14 protein-coding genes are annotated in these 17,960 nt (G+C 63.9%); 8 read left to right on the forward strand and 6 right to left on the reverse strand.

Going from position 1 to position 17,960, the window contains the following annotated elements; translation table 11 throughout:
• Nucleotides 1-60: 60 nt before the first annotated feature.
• The 4 genes from E1809_RS11145 (at nucleotide 61) to E1809_RS11160 (ending at nucleotide 2,727) form a co-directional block, all read left to right on the forward strand.
• The gene (locus E1809_RS11145) at nucleotides 61-345 is read left to right on the forward strand and encodes a hypothetical protein (protein WP_133204297.1); all 285 of its coding nucleotides are present in this window, start codon (nucleotides 61-63) and stop codon (nucleotides 343-345) included.
• A gap of 86 nt (nucleotides 346-431) precedes the next feature.
• Complete coding sequence (locus E1809_RS11150) at nucleotides 432-1,745, forward strand: alkaline phosphatase family protein (protein ID WP_133204298.1); 1,314 nt, start codon at nucleotides 432-434, stop codon at nucleotides 1,743-1,745.
• Nucleotides 1,746-1,778: 33 nt separating this feature from the next.
• Nucleotides 1,779-2,405 carry a dihydrofolate reductase family protein gene (locus tag E1809_RS11155; protein ID WP_133204299.1) on the forward strand — a complete coding sequence of 209 codons (627 nt, stop codon included), beginning with the start codon at nucleotides 1,779-1,781 and terminating at the stop codon, nucleotides 2,403-2,405.
• Between the two features lie 49 nt (nucleotides 2,406-2,454).
• Nucleotides 2,455-2,727, forward strand: coding sequence for a hypothetical protein (locus E1809_RS11160; protein WP_133204300.1), 273 nt, complete (start codon nucleotides 2,455-2,457; stop codon nucleotides 2,725-2,727).
• A gap of 31 nt (nucleotides 2,728-2,758) precedes the next feature.
• Here the strand turns inward: E1809_RS11160 and uvrA are convergent, their stop codons facing one another.
• The 4 genes from uvrA to E1809_RS11180 form a co-directional block, all read right to left on the reverse strand.
• Nucleotides 2,759-5,335, reverse strand: a complete 2,577-nt coding sequence (uvrA, locus tag E1809_RS11165) for an excinuclease ABC subunit UvrA (protein WP_133204301.1) — start codon at nucleotides 5,333-5,335, stop codon at nucleotides 2,759-2,761.
• A 29-nt stretch (nucleotides 5,336-5,364) separates the two neighbouring features.
• Nucleotides 5,365-6,825 (reverse strand): MFS transporter, encoded by a 1,461-nt coding sequence (locus E1809_RS11170; RefSeq protein WP_133204302.1) that lies wholly within the window; start codon nucleotides 6,823-6,825, stop codon nucleotides 5,365-5,367.
• A gap of 97 nt (nucleotides 6,826-6,922) precedes the next feature.
• Entirely contained in the window at nucleotides 6,923-7,276 is a 354-nt protein-coding gene (locus E1809_RS11175) for a TraR/DksA family transcriptional regulator (protein WP_133204303.1), read from the reverse strand.
• A gap of 34 nt (nucleotides 7,277-7,310) precedes the next feature.
• Nucleotides 7,311-12,125, reverse strand: a complete 4,815-nt coding sequence (locus tag E1809_RS11180; RefSeq protein WP_133204304.1) for an NAD-glutamate dehydrogenase — start codon at nucleotides 12,123-12,125, stop codon at nucleotides 7,311-7,313.
• Between the two features lie 221 nt (nucleotides 12,126-12,346).
• On the opposite strand from E1809_RS11180, the gene E1809_RS11185 reads away from it, so the two are divergent.
• The 4 genes from E1809_RS11185 (at nucleotide 12,347) to E1809_RS11200 (ending at nucleotide 15,492) form a co-directional block, all read left to right on the forward strand.
• Nucleotides 12,347-12,676 carry a YciI family protein gene (locus tag E1809_RS11185; RefSeq protein ID WP_133204305.1) on the forward strand — a complete coding sequence of 110 codons (330 nt, stop codon included), beginning with the start codon at nucleotides 12,347-12,349 and terminating at the stop codon, nucleotides 12,674-12,676.
• Entirely contained in the window at nucleotides 12,673-13,896 is a 1,224-nt protein-coding gene (locus E1809_RS11190; protein WP_133204306.1) for an RNA polymerase sigma factor, read from the forward strand. Before E1809_RS11185 ends, E1809_RS11190 begins: the two co-directional genes overlap by 4 nt.
• 370 nt (nucleotides 13,897-14,266) lie before the next feature.
• Entirely contained in the window at nucleotides 14,267-14,899 is a 633-nt protein-coding gene (locus E1809_RS11195; protein ID WP_133204307.1) for a signal peptidase I, read from the forward strand.
• 50 nt (nucleotides 14,900-14,949) lie between these two features.
• Entirely contained in the window at nucleotides 14,950-15,492 is a 543-nt protein-coding gene (locus E1809_RS11200) for an Hpt domain-containing protein (protein WP_133204308.1), read from the forward strand.
• A 15-nt stretch (nucleotides 15,493-15,507) separates the two neighbouring features.
• On the opposite strand, the gene E1809_RS11205 is transcribed toward E1809_RS11200, so the two are convergent.
• Both E1809_RS11205 and E1809_RS11210 read right to left on the reverse strand, forming a co-directional pair.
• Nucleotides 15,508-17,328 (reverse strand): glycoside hydrolase family 15 protein, encoded by a 1,821-nt coding sequence (locus tag E1809_RS11205; RefSeq protein WP_133204309.1) that lies wholly within the window; start codon nucleotides 17,326-17,328, stop codon nucleotides 15,508-15,510.
• A 335-nt stretch (nucleotides 17,329-17,663) separates the two neighbouring features.
• Nucleotides 17,664-17,960 (reverse strand): transposase (locus E1809_RS11210; RefSeq protein ID WP_205754049.1); only part of this gene is annotated, 297 nt, incomplete at its 5' end.

Genomic DNA, 17,960 nt, shown 5'->3' on the forward strand with positions numbered 1-17,960 from the left:
AGCCGCTTTTACTGACGAGTCGACGTCGAACTGCCCGCTCTCCCGGCGTACGCTGCAACCATGGACAACATCTTCGAGATCGAAATGGTGAATGAGAACGAGTATGCCGTGCGCGCGGATGCGGACGGCTCAACCGTGGAATCCCTCTTCCGAACCGACCCCGATTACTTGGAGAGCCTTGGGCTTGCCGATGCAGACGGAAAGCGCATCGTGGAGGAAACCGCCCGCTTCCTTGCTGAACACCAGCCCGTCCTCGATTTCCCGCCCATGATCGACCTCGAAGACATCGCGGCCGCCTACGAGGATTACCCCGAGCAATTGCGCAAGCGCCTCGAAACCACCTGACTCTGCACGTCGCCGTAGCCACGAGGGCCGGCGAGTGGGAGACTGTTCAGCACTGGCAGGAACTCTCTTCCAAGGGGATGGTCGCAATGGCGGCACAAGGTCTCGGCTCCGTGGAACACATCGTGGTCCTCATGTTGGAAAACCGCTCATTCGACCACATGCTCGGCTTCCTCTATACCGAATCCGGCAATGTTTCACCGCAAGGCCACTCCTTTGACGGCCTGGACGGTACGGAGTCCTGCCCTGGCAGCGACGGCAAGCCCGTCACCGTGTACCGCCTGACGCCTTCGACGCCTGATGTCTATTTCATGCCCGGCGCCGACCCCGGAGAGGGTTACCAAGCAACCAACGATCAGCTTTTCGGCAACCCGGCGGCTCCTGCCTCCGGAGCCGTTGCTCCCATGACCGGCTTTGTCACCAGCTACGCGAAGGCCATCAAGGACAACCTGGCCAAAGGCTGGCACGTCGTGCCCGGAACCGCCGAAAGCATGATCATGGGCTGTTACACCCCGGACACTTTGCCCGTACTCTCAGCCATGGCGAAAGGATTCGCCGTATGCGACGCCTGGTTCTGCTCGGCCCCCACCATGACGATGCCGAACCGCGCCTTCACGTGTGCCGGGACGAGCCAAGGCAACCTCGACGACAAGACCAAGAGATTCACCGTGCCGAGCATCTTCGGGCAGCTCACCAACCACGGAATCCCATGGAAAATCTACGGTGAAACCGCGTCTCCCCTGACAAAACTGGACTTTGACGACACGCGCCATGCTCCGGCGTCGAACTTTGGCTACTTCAAGGACTTCCAGGCCGACGCCAAAGCGGGACGCCTTCCCGCATATTCGTTCCTCGAGCCCGCCTGGTCCGCCGCGGGCAATAGCCAGCACCCCAACTACAACGTGGCGCTCGGCGAACAACTCCTGCTCGACACGTACCGTGCCGTCCGCGATGGGCTGGCCTGGGACTCTACCCTCCTCGTCATCACCTACGACGAACACGGCGGCTGCTACGACCATGTCGCCCCGCCGTGGGGCGCCACGCCACCGGACAACTCACCCGGTGAATTCGGATTCGATTTCACCCGCTTCGGACCCCGCGTCCCGACAGTCCTGATCAGCCCGCTCATCCCGCCCGGCACGGTTTTCCGCTCCGAAGGTCCCGTTCCGCTGGACCACACCAGTATTCTCGCGACGGTGGAGCACCGTTGGGGGCTGCCGCCCCTCACGCACCGCGATGCCGCCGCGCCCGACGTCGGAGCTGCCTTGACGCTTTCGGCTCCTCGGACCGACGACCCGCTTGAGGGCGTCCAGGCTCCGCCGCCTCCCATGACGCCACGAATCATCGCGACCCAACCCTCGCACCTGCAACAGCTTCACGATGAACTTCTAGCCCTGCCTTAGCCATCACCCCCTACAAGCACAGGAGCACACACCATGGGAATCATCGTCGTCGACCTGTTCAGCACTCTCGACGGGGTGTATCAAGCACCGGGCGGCCCGGACGAAGACCGCGAAGGCGGATTCGAGTTCGGCGGCTGGCAAGGCCACTACTTCGACAAAGAAGGCGGGGACATCATTGTGGCGGGAATCCAACGCCTCGATGCCCTGCTCCTCGGCCGCAAAACATATGACATTTTCGCCGGATTCTGGCCCAACGCCGCCGCCGACGATCCCATTGCCGCCAAGTTCAACGCCGTGCCCAAGTTTGTGGCGTCGCGCACGCTCAAGGATCCCGGGTGGGCCGGCACCACGGTTTTGCAGGACGTTGCCGCCGAGGTCCGGGAAGTCCGCGGGCAATACGACGAGACCCACGTCATTGGAAGTGGAGGCCTGTTCCAGACCCTCCTCGCGGAAGGACTCGTCGACCGGCTCAACCTTTGGCTGTACCCGGTAACTTTGGGCACCGGCAAGAGGATCTTCCCGGACGGCACGGTTCCGGCCGCTTTCTCGCTCGCGCAACCGCCGCAAGCGTTTCCCAAGGGCGCAATCTGGCTCGTTTACGAACGCGCGGGAACCCCGGTGACGGGCATCGATATCGAAGGGGAGCGTGGGGAAGCCTGAAAACGTGGAGGCCGGTTACCGGCCCCGGCTCCAAGAGGAAGGAAAGAGCATGGCTGAACGGGGCAATACAAAGCACAGCCCGCACTTGGACGAAAAAATGCAACAGGAAACCCTGGGCATGGTGAGGAACAGGCAGCCCGCGCACGCCGAGGAATGGCGGGAGACTGAACCATTCCCCGATGACACTGATCCTGCCGAAGTCCGGGACGCCGTGGGCAGGGGTGGCCGGGAACCCGAAGACACGGGCCTCGACGACGAAGGTCCCGACGACATTCTTGCCGAAGACGAAGGCCCTGACGACGAGGCGACGGCGGAGCGATGAACTTGGGGGGCCGAGCCGTGGCTCGCGACCCCTAATTGATGAACCGGCGCGCTGCTGCCGCTAGGTACGGTGCTGTCCGGCTCCCGCTGGAGCTTGCGACCACCGCAGGCGTTCCTGCGGCGACCACTTTACCTCCCTTGTCCCCGCCGGCGGGTCCGAGATCGATGACCCAGTCGGCCGCGGCCACCACGTCCATTTCGTGTTCCACCACAACCACGGTGTTTCCCGAATCCACGAGCCGCTGGAGCTGCTTCATGAGCAGCCGGACGTCGGCCGGATGCAGTCCCGTGGTGGGCTCGTCGAGCAGGTACATCGTGTGCCCGCGACGGGCCCGCTGCAGTTCGGTGGCAAGTTTGATGCGCTGCGCCTCGCCGCCGGACAACTCGGTGGCAGGCTGGCCGAGGCGGAGGTAGCCAAGGCCTACTTCCTGGAGGGTCTGCAGGCTGCGGGCAACGGCTGGAACGTCGGCAAAGAACGCGTTGGCCGAATCCACCGTCATGCCCAGCACCTCGGCCACGGTCTTGCCGTGATACCTGACTTCGAGGGTTTCCGGGTTGTAACGGGAACCATCGCATTCCGGGCACGGTCCGTAGCTGCCGGGCAGGAACAGCAATTCGACGGCGACGAAACCTTCACCTTGGCATATCTCGCATCGCCCGCCGGCCACGTTGAAGGAGAATCGCCCCGCTCCGTAGCCGCGGGCCTTGGCTTCGTCTGTCGCAGCGAATTCCTTGCGCACGGCATCGAACAGGCCGGTGTAGGTGGCGAGGTTTGACCGCGGCGTGCGCCCGATCGGTTTTTGGTCCACGGTCACCAGGCGATCCACGTGGTGCAAGCCCGTGACGTCGCCGACGCTGGGCGCGGCAGCGGGATCTGGTTCGCGTGACCCGTCCCCGTGAAGTCCTGCGCCCACGACTTCGGCCAGGACGTGGCTGACGAGTGTCGACTTTCCCGAACCGGACACGCCGGTCACAGCGGTCAGGACCCGCAATGGCACAGACACATCCAGGCCGCGCAGGTTGTGCCGGGTGATGTCGCTGAGTTCCAGCCATGAACTTGGCGTCCTGCTAGCGCCGGTGCGATGCCCGCCGTCGTGGTCCTCGCCGCCGTCGGGGTCCACGGAACCACCCGCCCACGGTTCAGCGGCTAGGAATGGACGCGTGACGGAGGCCTCAACGGCCGCGAGGCCCGCAACCGGCCCGCTGTAAAGCACGTTGCCGCCCTGTTCTCCCGCTTTCGGTCCCACGTCCACAAGCCAGTCGGCGTGGCGGACGATGTCCATGTTGTGCTCCACCACAAACACCGAGTTGCCGGAGGATTTGAGCTGCTGAAGCACCGCCAGGAGGGGCTCGGCATCGGCAGGATGGAGGCCGGCGGAAGGTTCATCCAGCACGTAGACAACCCCGAACAGCCCGGAGCGAAGCTGCGTGGCGATCCGGAGCCGTTGCATTTCCCCAGGGGACAATGTGGGCGTCGCCCGGCCGAGGGCGAGGTACCCCAGGCCCAGGTCCAGCAACACCGTAATCCGCTGGAGCAGGTCGCGCGTGATTGCGACTGCTATCTCGTTGTCCTCACCCGAGGCCGCCTTGCGGGACGCCGTGCCCGCGTGCGTTAGTTCGCTCGTGGGGCGGATCACCTCGGCCAGTTCCGCCAACGGTACGGCGTTGAGCTCGGCAATAGTCTTGCCAGCAAAGGTTACGGCAAGAGCCTCGCGCGTCAGACCGCTGCCGCCACATTGCCGGCAAGGACCGGATTCCATGAAGCGGAGGGCCCGCTCGCGCTGGGTGTCGCTCTTGGAATTGGCCAAAGTATGCAGCACGTGGCTCCGGGCGCTCCAGAACCTGCCCTTGTACGGTTTCTCCACCCGGTCGCGTTCGGGAATGACCTCCACTACCGGCTGCTCCTCGGTGAACAGGATCCAGTCGCGGTCCTCCCTCGGCAATTTGCTCCAAGGAGTATCGACGTCGTAATCGAGATGGATGAGGATGTCGCGGAGGTTCTTGCCCTGCCATGCGGTAGGCCAGGCGGCAATGGCTCCGTCCCGGATGCTCAATGATGGATCCGGCACCATCGAGGCTTCGGTCACGGTATGTGCCACACCCATGCCGTGGCACCCTGGACACGCGCCGGCCGCGGTGTTGGGAGAGAACGCATCCGAGTCGAGCGGGCCGGCACCGGCCGGATGGCTGCCCGCACGCGAGAAAAGCATGCGGAGCGAGTTGGACAACGTTGTCACCGTCCCCACTGTGGAGCGGCTGCTGGCAGTGCCGCGGCGCTGTTGGAGCGCGACGGCGGGCGGCAGGCCCGTGATCATCTCCACCTTGGGATTGTGCCCCTGCTGGATGAGGCGGCGGGCATATGGAGCTACGGATTCGAAGTACCGGCGCTGGGCCTCGGCGTAGATCGTGCCGAAGGCCAGTGAGGATTTCCCTGATCCCGAGACGCCGGTGAAGGCCACTATCGCGTCGCGCGGGACGGAGACATCCACGTTACGAAGGTTGTTCTCGCGGGCACCCCGCACCCTGACGAAGCCATCCGCGGCTACGTCGCTTGGCACGGAAATCAACGCCTCGATGGGCAGCTCGGAAACAGTATGGATACTCGGCATCCAAGCGACTGTATCGGCTGCCGGCGCTCCTAGTCTTGCGGGGACCGCGTTTTGGACGCCGCCTCGGTTTCCTTTGCCTGGCTGTTTCCAATGCTTCCCGGCATTGCCAGGACTGCGACGACGGTCAGCACGGCACTGATCAACACGGCCAGGAACACTGCGGCGGAAGCTGCCACGATGGCCTGCGGATCTGCTTCACCGCCAGGGCTGGCACCATAGATTGCGTTGGCCACTGCGCCGAAAACTGCGACGCCAAGGGAGCTTCCGATCGAGCGGGCGAAGAGGTTGGTCCCGGTAACAACGCCGCGTTCGTTCCATTCCACGCTGGACTGGGCCGCGATGAGGCTTGGGGTCGCAACAAGTCCGAGGCCGAGTCCAACGATGAAGCACCCGGACGCTACCAGCAGGATGTTGGGGGTGTGCGCGGTCAGGGCAAGGACGGCAGAGCCGAGGACGGCGAGCGTCACGCCGATCATTGCAGTCCGGCGAAAGCCGATCCGCAGATAGAAGCGGCCGGCCTGCGACGCGCTGATCGGCCAGCCGATGGTCAATGCCGCGAGCGCGAGTCCAGCCAGGATCGGGGAGGTGGACAGTGCTCCCTCGAGGAAGGTGGGCACATAGGAGGTCAATCCGAGCATGACCGCGCCGACGCCGAAGGAGATCATGGCTGTGGTCGCCAGGAGGCGCCGCGAGACGACCCACGGCGGGAGGACCGGCTCAGCGGCCCTTCGCTCCACGAAGACGAAGGCGCCCAGCAGCAGCGCTCCGACCACAAAGACCGTCACGCTGATGGAAGAGTTCCAAGCCCACGCCTGACCGCCTTCAAGGGCCCCGAGGATGATCAGGCTGAGGGACGTGGTCAGGAGGGCAGCGCCACCATAGTCGACCCTGTGACTCGTGCGCTCGACCTTCTCGTGGAACGTCCGGACCAGCATCCATCCGGCCAAGAGGCATAGCGGGATGTTGACGAGGAATATCCCGCGCCAGATTCCGAGGGACGAGAAGACGCCACCGAGTGTTGGGCCCACGACGGAGGACACAGCCCACACGCTGGCGAGGTAGCCCTGCACCTTCGCCCGCTCGCTCAACGTGTAGATATCGCCGGCGATAGTGATAGCCACAGGTTGGACGGCGCCTGCCCCGAGGCCCTGCAGCACCCGGAATGCGATGAGGGCCGGCATGCTCCACGCCACTCCACAAAGGATGGAACCGAGCAAGAACAGTGCGATGCCACCCAGGATGATGGGCTTCCGGCCAAGCACGTCGGACAGTTTCGCGTAGACGGGAACGCAAACTGCCTGCGCCAGCAAATACGCCGAAAAGAGCCAGGGGAAGGAAGTGAACCCGCCGACGTCGTGCACAATCGACGGCACCGCCGTGGCCACGATGGTTGAATCGATGGCCACCAGCCCTGTCGAAAGCATCAGGGCAATCAGGATGGGACCCCGCTCGGAACGGAAACCTACTCCCCCGCCGGCCTCTGCCACCATGGCACCTCGTTTCCTCTAGTCCACTTACGTGCACGCTGTTCCGTCCCCGACGGCATAACCGTCCGGGTCACCGAAATAGTCCCGGTAATTTTTGTGGTCAGGACCTGCCGGAGGCGTGGTCGATGCAGAAAGGCGTCCACGGCCTGGCCTCAAGCCGCCCTTCCGCGATAGCGGACCCGCACACGGCGCATGTTCCGTAGCTTCCATCGGCGATCCGCTGGAGGGCGGCCTCGATCTGTTCAAGCCCGGACCTGCTTCGCTCCAACAACGCCGAGGCCTGGGAAAGCTCGAACGCTATCGTGCTGCCTTCGGGATCGTGTTCATCGTCGACGTTCGAATCCTGCCGGGCGACGCTCACTGACACGATGTCCTGGCGAAGGGAAGTGAGGAGGTCCTGCTTGTGGTCCCGTTCTTCCTCGAGTAGCAGCCGGAACCGCTCAACATTTTCCATGGGTTGCAACGCTACCGTGGACGTATTGGCACTGTCACCGCTGGGCCAACGTCCGCAAAAGCTTCAATGCTACCGCAATGGACGCAATGTCCACCCGGCCCGGTTGCGTGACCTCGGCGAAGGTGCTCTTGATCCGGCCGAGGTGTTCCTCGCGTCCGCGCTCCCACGCTTCGATGCGTTCCATGGCGGAAGCCCCGGAGATGTCGCTTCCCGGTGTGGACCGCAGGACAGAAGTGGTAATTTCCACCACGGCGGAATAGGCGTCGTCCCTCAGGGACGCCCGTGCAAGGGCCTCCCACCTGGTTCCGCGCGGCAGGTCCGTGATCCGCAGCAGGAGGACGCCGACGCCAAAAGCGTGAATCACCGTATGGTACATCTCGGCGATCGTGGTGAGGGGTTCATCCACTTGCTCGGACACGAGCGAAATATCGAGGAGGGAGAAGCTTTCCAACAGATCGGACGCGCGGCGCCCCAACTCGGGCGGCATCCCGGCGTCGTTCCAGTGGGCCAGCCGCGCGTTGGCGCGCTCACGGTCCGAGCCTCGCAGGAATTCCGTTGTCCGGTTCCGCAGAAGGTCCAAGGTGGGCATGATCCGCTTCATGGCTACCTCGACGGGCTGGTCCCGGTGGTCGTGGGTCACGTACCAGCGGGTAGCCCTGTCAAGGAGCCGCCGGAGCGGCCGAGTCGCCTCCACCGCATGTCTACCGGGTATCCCGGGCGGTAGTTCGGCCAGCCCGTCCACGAACTGTTGCAAGGCGTAGGCCTCGCGGACAACCACGAAAGCCCGGGCGAGGGCAGCGGCGCTGGCGGTGGTTTCCTCGATCGCGCGGAACGCGAACGTAATTCCGCCCAGGTTGATCATGTCGTTCGCCACTATGGTGCAGATGATCTGGCGACGCAGCGGGTGGGAGTCGAGTTCGACGTCGAAACGTTCGGAAAGCTGCTCCGGAAAGTAAGTGCGCAGTACCCGTCCGAACCAAGGGTCGTCAGCGAAATCGCTCGCGGTGAGCTCCTTGGCGAGCTGGATCTTCGCGTAGGCAGCAAGCACCGACATTTCAGGCGCAGTCAGTCCCTTGCCCGCAGCCAGCCGCTCCTGCAGTTCTTCGTCGCTCGGCAAGGCCTCCAAATCACGGTCCAATCCGCCCGCGGCCTCCAGCCACTCCATGAAGCGCTCAAATCCGGGCGTAAGTTCCGGGGACATGTGCCGGTCGTTGAATAGGAGCACGTTCTGGTCCGCGTTGTTTGCAAGGACAAGGCGCGCCACCTCATCTGTCATGGACTGCAACAAGCCAGTCCGCTCCTCGGCGCCCATCCTCCGTGCCGCAATCATCCGGTCAAGGAAAATCTTGATATTGACCTCATGGTCCGAGCAATCCACCCCGGCCGAATTGTCTATCGCGTCCGTGTTAAGCAGGACGCCGGCCGACGCCGCCTCGATCCGGCCGCGCTGGGTCACTCCAAGGTTTCCGCCCTCTGCCACAACCCGTGCGCGCACCTGCGAGCCGTCAATGCGGATGGAGTCGTTGGCTTTGTCCCCCACTTGGGCATTGGTCTCGGTGGATGCCTTGATATAGGTCCCGATCCCTCCGTTGTAGAGCAGGTCCACGGGCGCCTTGAGGATCGCCTGCAGGAGCGACTGCGGCGCGAGCGAACGGACAGCAGGATCCAACCCAAGGCAATCCCTGACCTCATCGCTGATATCTATCGCCTTCAATCCGCGGGAATGCACACCGCCGCCGGCACTGATCAGCAAGGGGTCGTAGTCGGCCCAGGATGATCGTGGAAGCCGGAAAAGCCGCTCCCGTTCGCGGAAGGAAACTGCCGGGTCCGGCGCGGGGTCGAGGAAAATGTGGCGATGGTCGAAGGCCGCGACCAGGCGGATGTGCGGCGAGAGGAGCATGCCGTTTCCAAACACGTCGCCGCTCATGTCGCCGACCCCGGCCACGGTGATTCCCTGCTCCTGCGGATCGATCCCGAGTTCCTTGAAATGGTGCTTCACGGATTCCCATGCTCCGCGGGCGGTGATTCCCATCTGTTTGTGGTCATACCCGACGGATCCACCAGAAGCGAAGGCATCGTTCAGCCAGAAGCCATAAGAGAGCGCCAGCTCATTGGCCGTGTCCGAGAACGTCGCGGTTCCCTTGTCCGCGGCCACCACAAGGTAGAAATCGTCGCCGTCGTAACGCTCCACGCCTTCCGGCGGCACCACCATTTCCCCGTCGTCCGTGACCACCAGGTTGTCTGTCACGTCCAGGAGGCCACTGACGAAGATCCGGTAGCATTCAAGGCCCTCCGCGAACCACGCTTCGCGGTTCACGAGGGGGTCGGCGAGGTGCTTCGGGAAGAATCCTCCTTTGGCGCCTGTAGGAACGATCACCGAATTCTTCACGTTCTGGGCTTTGACGAGCCCAAGCACCTCCGTGCGGAAATCCTCGCGGCGATCGGACCAGCGAAGCCCGCCCCGTGCCAGGGCGCCGAAACGGAGGTGGACGCCTTCGACGCGCGGCGAATACACCCAGATCTCGAACTCGGGACGCGGCAGCGGTGCCGCGGCAACCGAGCCTACGTCGATCTTGAAACTCATGTGGCCCTTGTCGAGGAAATAGTTCGTGCGTAGCGTCGCTTCGACCAACTCCATGAACGTACGCAACAAACGGTCCGCGTCCAGGACCGGAATGTCGTCAATGGCTGCCAGCAACTCTTGCCGGGCCGTCTCTGTTCGCTCAGCCCGGACACCCGGATCCAGTCCCGGCGCGAACCTGGCCTCGAACAGCTCCAGGAGCGCACGGGTAGCCCGGGCATTCCCCACCAGGGTGTCAACGATGAAGCCATACGAATTGCTTGGACCCAATTGCTGGAGGTACTTCGCATAGCTGCGCAGCACTGCCACGCGGCGCCAATCCAGGCGTTCCCGAATGACCAGCACATCAAGCCGATCAGACTCGATCCTGCCTTGCATTGCCGCGGCGAACGCGTCGGCCACCAGCCCGCTCGTGGCCTCCGGATCCACCCCGCTTGGATACGTCACCCCAAGGTCATAGAGGAACATGTGCCTCCCGCTTGCGCGACGCACCTCGTATGGCCTCTGGTCCAGGACCTCCAAGCCAAGGTCGTGCAGAAAAGGAAGGATCTCGGTGAGGCTCCTTGGCCTGGTCAAATACAAGCGGATCCGCGCCGCTCGTTCCACTCCCCCGCTTGAGTCGAGCACCGGTTCCGGCCTGAGGTAAACCGTCAACAGCGGATCCGCAGCGGGACTCCCTTCCGGGCCACCGCCGTCGAACCTCTCGAAATTGATGATGTCCCCGACGGCGGACTCCGGCTCATGGTCCGCGCGATAGTTCGCGGGAAACGCGTCCAGCCACGACCCCGACAATCGGCTCGCCTCACTGGCGGAAAAGCGCTCGCGGATGGCTTCTTCGAGTCCATCCGGCCACGGTCGGGCGGCGGAGACGAGGCGCCGCTCTAGCGCTCGTGCCTGTTCGTCGGAGATCCCGGCGAGCGAGGCCTGCGCCTCGACGGCGGTACGAAGACGGAAGAAAACCAGGACAACCGGCAGGCCGGTCAGGCGGACATCGAACTCCACCGAACCTGCCTTGAAAACGAGCCGCAGCTCTTGTTCCATCAAGAGGCGGACGGCGGTGCTGTACTGGCGGCGTGGAATCATCACCGTGGCAGATACCACCCGGCGGGACTCGTCGATCCGGAGGAAGACGCGCGGCTTCTGCTGCACCCTCGCACGAAGCATGTCGCCCGCCAGCCGCGTGAGCTCGTCCACGCCTGTGTGGAACAGTTCTTCGCGCGGAAACGCCTCCAGGATGGCGAGCAGTTCCTCACCGCGGTGGGACCGCACTGCTACGCCAAGGGTTTCGCATGCGGAAAGGACCTTTTCACGAATGATTGGGATCCTCAGCACGGATTGGTGCGCGGCGCCGGCCGTAAACAAGCCCAAGAACCGCAGCGCGCCCACGGCTTCCCCGTCCGGATCGAACTCGGTCAAGCGCACCTCATCGAGGTACGCCTGCCTCAGGACCGTGGACCGCTGCCCGGACGTGGCGACCTTCAATGCTTCGCGGGTCGAAAGCCCGCCGATTGAAGTGTCACGGTCCGGGTTCCTCAACAATCCCAACCCGGTACCCGGCCGAGACGAAAGCGGCCCCCGGCCATCCGCCGTCGTGAGCTCCTCAAAACCGAGGAACACGAAGTTGCCGTCGTCGAGCCACCGAAGCAATCCCGCGATGTGTTCCGCGGGCGGCACAGCGCCGCGGGGAAGTTTTGGCGCGGAAGCGATGACTTCTCCCAACCGTCCGTGGATGGCGGCGGCGTCGGCGGCCACCATCGCGACACCGTTCAGAACGCGGTGCAGCCGGTCCGTCATTTCCGCCACCGCTGCACTGTCCGCGAGCAAGCCGATTTCCGCCGCGAGCCAGACCTCGTTGGCAATGTATTTCCCGGCCACGCCGTTCCCGGGAGACGAAACAGGATCAACTTCGACCAAGGCGTGGGTCACTTCATCCCGGGAAACGCGGAACGTCGGGTGAACCAGCAATCGGATCGGCGAGTCGTCCCGGCCCAGCTCCGCCGTGATGGAATGGACCAGATAGGGAAGGTCGTCCGCCACTATCGCCACGATGCTCGCGTCCAGTTCATTGAAGATCCCGACGGCGGCCTGGCCGGGTTCGCGCGCTGACGCCAACTCGAGGTGGTGGCGCGCCCACGCATCAAGCGCCTCGGCGCCGTAGCCGTGCAGGTCCTCCTCCGAAAGCTGTGCGAAGTAGCCCGCCAGGAAGGCCTCGCTCACTCCGGGCATAGCCGACTTGCCGCGTTCCGCTGAAAAGGGGATGTCAGCCATGCCACCGCACCTCCACCGCGGGGTGACATCGCCCGATGCAGACAGCACCGAGGGCTCCCGCTTCCATCCATCATGGCGGCAGGCACCACGACCGTCCAGAGAACCGGGCACCGAAAAACGTGGAAAAATTTCCGGACGTAGTGTCGGATTGGGGCAATGCTGTTCGTCGGATAGTCGGGAAGCCGTCCAACCGGGGCGGCCCGCCAAAGGAGATGATTCGAATGCAGTACCTGGTTTCAGTAGTCAACGACAACACCGACTTCGCCACCGGCAGCGAACAAGCCGCAATCGACCTGTTCAACGACCAGCTCATCGCCGACGGCAACTGGGTCTTTGCCGCCGGACTCGCCGCGCCGGAATCTTCCACCGTCGTCGACAACCGGCGCGAAGGACCCGTGTTCACGGACGGACCATTCGTGGAGACGAAAGAGTTCATCGTGGGCTTCTGGATCATGGAAGCACCCGATTTGGACGCCGCGCTCAAGTTGGCCGCCGAGGGCTCAAAAGCGTGCAACCGAAAGGTCGAGGTGCGCCCCGTCCTGCAGCCATGACGGACGCACGGGAGGCGATCGCCCAAGCCCATCGCAAGGAATGGGCGCGGGTGGTCGCCTCGCTGGCCCGGCGCTTTGGTGACCTCGATATTGCCGAAGAGGCCGCCGCCGAGGCGTTCGCCACCGCCGTCGAGCGTTGGCCTGCCGGCGGCGTGCCGCCCAACCCGGGCGCCTGGCTCACCACTACGGCGAATCACAAAGCCCTCGACCGGCTGCGACGCGAAGCCAAGCGCGAGGGCAAACATAAGGAAGCACAGATGTTGTACGACGACGTCCCCGCGCCGCCCGGGACGATCGACGACGACCGGCTCCGGCTGATTTTCACGTGCTGCCACCCGGCACTGGGCATGGAAGCCCGCGTAGCCTTGACGCTGCGCATGCTCGGCGGGCTGACCGTGGCCGAAATCGCCCGGGCGTTCCTGGCGCAAGAGAGTGCGATCGGACGCCGGATCACCCGGGCAAAGGCCAAGATCGCAGCCGCCCGCATTCCCTATCGCGTGCCTACTGCCGAGGATCTCCCCGTCCGCGTCGACGGAGTGCTCACAGTCCTCTTCCTCGTCTTCAATGAGGGGTATTTGGCAACGGGCCCAGGCACCGATCCCCTCCGTCCCCGCCTCACCGACGAGTCAATCCGCCTTACCCGGCTCCTCCACGCGCTCATGCCCTCAGACGGCGAGGTTGCTGGCCTCCTGGCACTCATGCTCCTCATCGAAGCGCGCCGCACCGCCAGGGTCTCGGCCGACGGCGAGCTCATCCCCCTCGATCAGCAGGACCGCCAAGTTTGGAACACTACCCTCATCGCTGAGGGTCACAAGTTGGTCCGTGCACGATTGGCCTCCGGGGAGGCTCCGGGACGCTACCAAATCCTCGCGGCGATCAATGCCGTGCACACTTCAGCCCGCGATGAACGGGATACGGATTGGTCGCAGGTGGTGGCCCTCTATGACCAACTCGTCCTTCGGGATTCCTCGCCGATCGTTGCCCTCAACCGTGCCGTGGCAATTGCTGAGCTGGATGGCCCGGACGTGGCCCTCGCAACGGTCCGTCGGTTGGAAGGGAGCTTGGCCGGGTATCGCGCTTTCCACGCAACCCGTGCCGAGCTGCTTCGCCGGTTGGGCCGCAAAGAGGAATCCCGGGACGCCTACGGCGAAGCCATCCGCCTGCCCGGCAACGACGCGGAAACCGCCCACCTGACCCGGCGGCGCGAACAACTCAAGTAGGCCCCGGGCCTCGCTCACGGCTGGCCGTCCTGGGCCGGACGCCCCCGCGTATCGGGGCCTTGGGAGAGCCTTAAGCGGATCTTTAAGCAAACTTGATCCAACCCTGACCGGATCCCTGCACCGTCCTAAAACTGCTGCATCACTGTGGAATCAACAGCAACACAGCCACCAGAGCTACCACGGAACGGACGACGATCATGGGCCTGAACCTGAAAACCACCACCGGCAAAGTCATCGCCTCCCTGGCCCTCGTCGGCACCGCCACCAACCAGTAACAACCCCTACTCGCCCTCCGCCGTCGATGCCCCTCACGGCGGAGGGCGGCCCCACCTCCTCCACCTGACGCCACCACAGGACAAGGACCGCAGCCATGACCGCAACACTGCTCCGCTCCGCAATCACCACCGACGCGGCAGCCCCGGAATCCGGCGCGGGCAGTTCCCGTCAGCGTGGACCCGTAGCCAAGGTGCTCCGGGCGGTGGTCAATGTCATCGCGACCGTGGTGATGGTCGCGGCGGTGGCGGGGTTCTTGTTTCTCGCGGTCGGGCCCCGCGTCCTGGGCTACCAGACCTCCACCATGCTCACCGGCTCCATGTCCCCGCTCATCAACCCCGGCGACGTCGTCGTCACCGTTCCCGTTCCGGTCTCCGACCTCAAAATCGGGGACATCATCACCTACCACATCCCCGTGCAGGACCAACGCGTCGAAACCCACCGCATCGTGAAACTGGACCTCAACAGCCAAGGCACCGCGACCGTCCAGACCAAGGGCGACGCCAACAACGGCCCCGACCCCTGGACCGCCACCCTCGCCACCCCCACCGTCGACCGGGAAATCTTCACCATCCCCCACCTCGGCAACGCCATCCGCGCCCTCCGCGACCCCATCGCGTTGAAGGTCCTGATGTACGGCGCGCCCGCCGCCCTCGTGGTCATGCTCCTGGTCTCCATCTGGCGCAAAAAGCCTGAAAACACGCCCACCGAACCAAACCACTCGGCCTAACCAAGCAACATCCGATTCCGCCCAAAGGACCTGAAAGAAAGCCGCCGACCTTGCGTACAACACGGAGCACCGACCACACGAAGACATTCGGCTCCGTCCTGGCGCCCGCAATCCGGCCCCTGCGTGCCGCGATGCGCGCGTACGCGCTTAGTTGGCGGACGGCGGCCGCCCTGTCGGGGCTGTTCCTGGGTTCGTTCCGGGTCGGCAGGCTCGCCCGTTACCGCCGCCGTATCGCGTCAAGGCACGCCCTGCCGCCGGCCCTCGACCACGGGGCAATCCAAAGGCTGGCACACGAATTGCACGACTCCGAGGCAGCCCGCCGCTTCGCCACGAGTTACGCGAGGATGCTTCCCGCCCGCGTGGAACGGATCGTCCGGGCGTTGGAACACGGCGACGGGCACCAAGCCATGGACGCCGTGTTGAGCTTGAAGATCAGCTCCGCGATGGTCGGGGCGCTTCGGATGGAGCAGCACTGTGCCCGGCTGGAGGCGGCGCTCGACAAGACTGACCACGCCGGCGCGGCTGCGGCCGGTGAAGAGGTCAGGCGACACTTGGCGGAACTGGTGAGTGCACTCGGGAGTACCGCCGACTGACGATGCCCCTGGAAATCAGGACGGCTCTTCGGCAGCAAGGCTCAAAAGATCGATCCCGTGCATTGCGTCGGCGGCCCGCACAAGCGCCAGGTGCGAAAACGCCTGGGGGAAATTCCCGGCCATGAGTTCCTCTTTGGTGGCGTACTCTTCACTGAGCAGGCCGAGCTCGTTGGCAAATCCCACTAGTTTGTCCATCAACTCCTTGGCATCTGCCATTCGTCCCGTGCGGGCATACTGCTCAACCAGCCAGAAGGAGCACGCAAGGAAGGGATGCTCGCCGGGGGTGAGCCCGTCCACCCCGGTCTCGGTGCGGTAGCGCAAAAGGAGCCCGTCCGACGTGAGGAGTTCCTCCTCCAGCCGGGCAACAGTTCCGAGCATCCGTTCGTCTCTGTACGGGAGGAAGCCCACCTGGGGTATCACGAGCAAGGCGGCGTCGGTCTGCCCGCCACCGTAGGTTTGGGTGAACGACCCGATCTTCGGATCGAATCCCTCGCTCAGGATTTCCGCACGCAGCCGCTCACGCAGGCGTTCCCAATGATCTGCGGGTCCGGCCAAGCCATGGTCCCGGACGGCTCGGATGCCGCAATCGAAAGCGGCCCACATCATCACCCTGGAGTGGGTGAAATATTGCGGTTCTCCCCTCATTTCCCACAGGCCGAAGTCCTTGTCATCAATGTGCTTCTCGACAAATCCCAGGAGGATCTGTTGAAGCGTCCAGGAGAAATGGTCTTCTTTTCCTCCCGCGAGGCGCAGCCTCTCGAGCGCCACCATCACCTCGCCCACGACGTCGGCCTGGAACTGCGCGACCGCCGCGTTTCCCACCCGGACCGGCCGTGAGTCCAGGTAACCCGGCAGATGGTCAAGGGTCCGTTCCGGCAGCTCGCGTTCACCCGCGATTCCGTACATGATCTGTAGATCCTCCGGATCACCTGCAAGTGCCCGGAGCAGCCAGTTGCGCCACTGCAGGGCCTCGGTCTCGTAGCCATGGGTAAGCATGGATTCCAGGGTCAATGCCGCGTCGCGAAGCCAGCAGTACCGGTAATCCCAGTTCCGAGGCCCGCCGAACTCTTCAGGCAACGAGGTTGTGGGGGCGGCGACAATGCCGCCCGTCTCATAATTCGTCAGCGCACGCAGTACCAGAAGGGAACGCTTCACCGCGCCTCCATAGGGACCATCGGAGCGGCAGTGGCTGGCCCATCGCGACCAGTAGTCGATTGACTGTTCCAACGCAGCGTCAATATCGACGGCGGGAGGAACCGGCCGATGGGACGGGAACCACGTAAATTCAAAATCGACGACGTCACCTGCCATCACAGTAAATTCACCTGAATGACCGTGCGAATGTGCCTCCGGAAGATATGGCCCCCTCAGGGCGATTGCGTCCGGGCCGGCCATGGCGAGAAGAACCATCCCCTGGGGGGATGTTCCGTCTTGGATCCGCCTTGTCCAAGGCACCACCGTGCCGTACCCGAGCCGGATGATGAGCTCCTGGTACATCCCGACTTCTCCTTCGAGCCCGGTAACCCGGCGAAGCACGGATGACCCGGTATGCCCTACCGGCATGAAATCGGTGACCTGGACGACTCCGGTTGGTGTCCGCCAGATTGTTTCGAGCACGAAGGTCGAATCGATATAGCGCCAGTCTTCCACCACGGCTTCCGGATGCCCCGGGGCCAGCAGCCAACGCCCATGGTTTTCAAGCCCTACCAAAGAGCTGAACAACGACGGCGAGTCGAATCGCGGGAAACAAAGCCAGTCAATGCTCCCGGATCGGGAGATGAGCGGCCCGGATTGGAGATCCGACAACAGCGCGTAGTCCTCGATGGAAGCAGCCATGGCTTTACTAAAGCACAACTGCTTTGCGCACGGCAGAGGCGTGAAGGAGCAGTTCGGAGTATGCAACGAGTGCCTGGCTCGCGGCCGGCCGGCGGGTCCAATCGCGCCGTTTGCGCCACCGCAATTCTCTATTGGAGAGCCGGTTTCCCGGCGGGAGCGTTGGTTGCGAGGACGCTCCCGCCAGGAGCTTTAGGTGCGCCGGTTCGTCGTCAAACGGACGCTGGGAAATAACCCGAATAAGGGAATCCCAAAGTTTCAAAGTGGTTGAGGGTAATGCGCCGAAATTGGCCGAACACGGTTCGGACTTCCGCCAATCAGTGCGGTGTTTCCGGATCCTAGTGTCGCGTTTCTGAAGTAGTTAAGCGGTTGGCTTTTGCGAGGATTTGTTCGGGGGTTTTGGTCCAGACGAACGGGTGGCATCGGTCGTTCCAGCCGGTGATGAACTGGCGGATTTTCTGGTTGAGGTCTTTGACGCTTGTGAAGACGCCGCGCCGGATGGCCTGCCGGTCGATGATGCCGAACCAGACTTCGACGAGATTCAGCCAGGATCCCGAGGTAGGAGTGAAGTGGACGGTGAAGCGGGGATGGGCCGCAAGCCATGCCTTGACTTCGGGGGTCTTGTGCGTGGCGTA

Origin of the sequence: Arthrobacter terricola (genome assembly GCF_004354015.1) — a bacterium.
Taxonomy (GTDB): Bacteria; Actinomycetota; Actinomycetes; order Actinomycetales; family Micrococcaceae; genus Arthrobacter; species Arthrobacter terricola.